At 40.6% G+C, this 2396-nt stretch carries 2 protein-coding genes and 2 pseudogenes; all 4 read right to left on the minus strand.

Features of this window, described 5'->3' with window-relative positions; translation table 11 throughout:
* Positions 1 to 137, minus strand: a pseudogene (locus H5158_RS23535) (DUF600 domain-containing protein); the annotation flags it as partial.
* Positions 138 to 169: 32 nt separating this feature from the next.
* A complete protein-coding gene (locus H5158_RS22310) occupies positions 170 to 670 on the minus strand; it encodes a hypothetical protein (RefSeq protein ID WP_182740939.1) in 501 nt (166 codons plus the stop codon).
* A gap of 33 nt (positions 671 to 703) precedes the next feature.
* On the minus strand, positions 704 to 1456 hold the full coding sequence (locus tag H5158_RS22315; protein ID WP_182740940.1) for an Imm49 family immunity protein: 753 nt from the start codon (positions 1454 to 1456) through the stop codon (positions 704 to 706).
* Positions 1457 to 1466: 10 nt separating this feature from the next.
* A pseudogene (locus tag H5158_RS22320) lies at positions 1467 to 2396 on the minus strand (hypothetical protein); the annotation flags it as partial.

Raw genomic sequence — 2396 nt, forward strand, 5'->3', positions numbered from 1 at the left:
TGATAGTGAGCCTTGCATTCAAGTTGGTTTTCATCTTCGCAATCTAAAATAAGCTGAGCCTCAAGCCACGGCTCATTTATTTGCTGGTACAAGTATTGCCCAAGTTGTTGGGGGATGTTTTTTATTTCAGGTCGCATGTGCTGTCCTTAGCGTTTTCTATATAAGTTAATTATTGCTCAATGAGTACGACGATAGATTTACCTTGCTCAGCCGCATCTCTAAAGGTTACAAAGTATTTATCTCGAACTAGCTCATAGGCTTCGGGGTTTACTTCATCGTCTCCATCCTTTTCAATTTCAGCAATAATTTGCTGCCCTTCTAAGTTGCTAATATCAAAATTGTATTCTTCCTCCATTATCGCGTATAAATCTTTAACCATATCCGCAGGAAAAAAACCAAAGCTACCGCTGATATCCGCATCGGGTGGGAGTAGTTTGTGAGGATAAAAATTAAAGCTAGCAATCAATAATAAACGGCTATTACCCGCAATGGCGTCCCATAATTGCAACGCAGGCTCAAAGCCACGCAAATTTATTTCAATGCTTTGCCAATGAATGGCTTCTTTTTGAGTTATGTCTAATAACTGTTGGTATTTACTTTCATCATCACCGTCAAGCGAAGTAGGGTATCTATCTTCGTCAATAAGTGATAAGTGAATTAAGCTGCTCATAGATAATAGGCTCGTGTTGTGTGATTATCGAAACTAATCAATTAAAAATAAAGGTAAATATAATGAGTCGGTGTGGCATTGCCAACCATGCATGTCTTTGCCTAACTTTGCCATAGTAAGGGCATTTAAACAGATAAAGCCTTCTTCCATATCTTTGTAATCACCAAATTTACATTCATCAGAGTGCCATTTGATTGCTTTATCAATACTGGCTTGCCAGAGCGGTTGGTCACCAGAAATTAATGCTGATATAGCTTCAATTAAAGGGGCGAAAAATTGCAATACATCTTTATTTTTGGCTTTTTGAGCATCTTGTTGTGCGGTGTTAATGGCCTGCGGGGTAAGAGGGCTGCCAGTGGCTATTTGCATTAATAAGTGATCATATTGGTAAATAGCAGGATGTACAATATCATCTTCTGATAGTGACCAGTCAAGCGCTTTTATTTGTTCTAGCAATTCAGGCTCACCAAACAACAAACAGATGTTTAACTCTTTTTGAATGGAGTAATCGCTTTTACGGGTCTGTAACTCAGGGTCGAAGCCGCATAAAAACGCATAGGGCGCGGCTTTTTTTAAATTGGGCTTCACTTCTGAGACGTTTTCGAGTGCGTAATTACCATACGCTAACATTAAATAAAAGTCAGAAATTTTGAAAACGCTTTTTTTGTACTGTTCGAGCGTCCTACTGGTGTCTTTAAACCTTTCTAACCACGCTGGCAAGTGAGTATTTGCACGCGTGATGTCATATTCAACATCTTCTGCGGTAAGTTTATTTAGCTTTAACATTCTTAATTCTCTAAGGTAAAGGTTGTAATTTTGCGTCAACTACATTGCCACTTTCTTCAACAGCTTCTATCACTAGTTTGTTTACTGGTATATCTAAATCATCTGCTTCAAGTAAATTTTGCCCTAGTTGATTACGCTCAGGGTACTTTTTCGAGTTTTTCATGCGTTTGAGGTTCATTTTAATCCAATCATCATCCATTTGTGTGAACCCTTTACTTGTTTTGCCAAGCTTAGCACCAGGTCCCTTAGCTTCAACGATAAAGTATTCTAGCACGTTGCCATTTTTATCACGCTTTGCCCAAATTTGGTCGACACCAGGACCCGGGCCAAAGCCAAGCTCCATTTTTGCAGGAGGAGGCGGTTTAGAAAAGTGTTTTGCCATATAGGCACTTGCTGCTCGTTCACCTTTAACTTCGGTAAGTTTTGCTTTAAATGCACCAATGCGATGGCTTGAGTCACCATTTTTAATAGCGTCATCTAGTTTGTTCTTATAAGCCGTTTCATAAGCAGCTAAGTTTTTATAATGGGCATCAAGGGCTGGGTTTCTGACTCGCTTAAGCGCTGCAGCCCCTTTTAAATCATTCCCTTTCGGCGGCTTAAGCTCATTGGCAACGGTTTTCTTCGGTTTACCCACTACACCTGTACTTGCCGGTGGCTCAAACTCATCGAGGGCTTTATTTACGCGATTGCCGATATCGTTTGCGGCGGTTTTAACGCCTTGGTCAATTTTTGGGGTGACTTCATCAAGCTGTTTGACCATGGCTTGCATGCCGTCAATGGCTGAGTCTGGCAGTAGGAGGTCGTATTTCCAGCTGGTTGAAATATCTTGCAAGGTATCTCTAAAGCCTTTGATTACGGCTTTTACTTCACTGGCGGCTTGCTTGCCCAAATTTTGCCAGTTTATTTCCCGTAAGTATTTTACTGGGTCGCCTTTACCGAG

Source organism: Pseudoalteromonas sp. SR45-6 (assembly GCF_014163545.1).
Classification (GTDB): Bacteria; Pseudomonadota; Gammaproteobacteria; order Enterobacterales; family Alteromonadaceae; genus Pseudoalteromonas; species Pseudoalteromonas rhizosphaerae.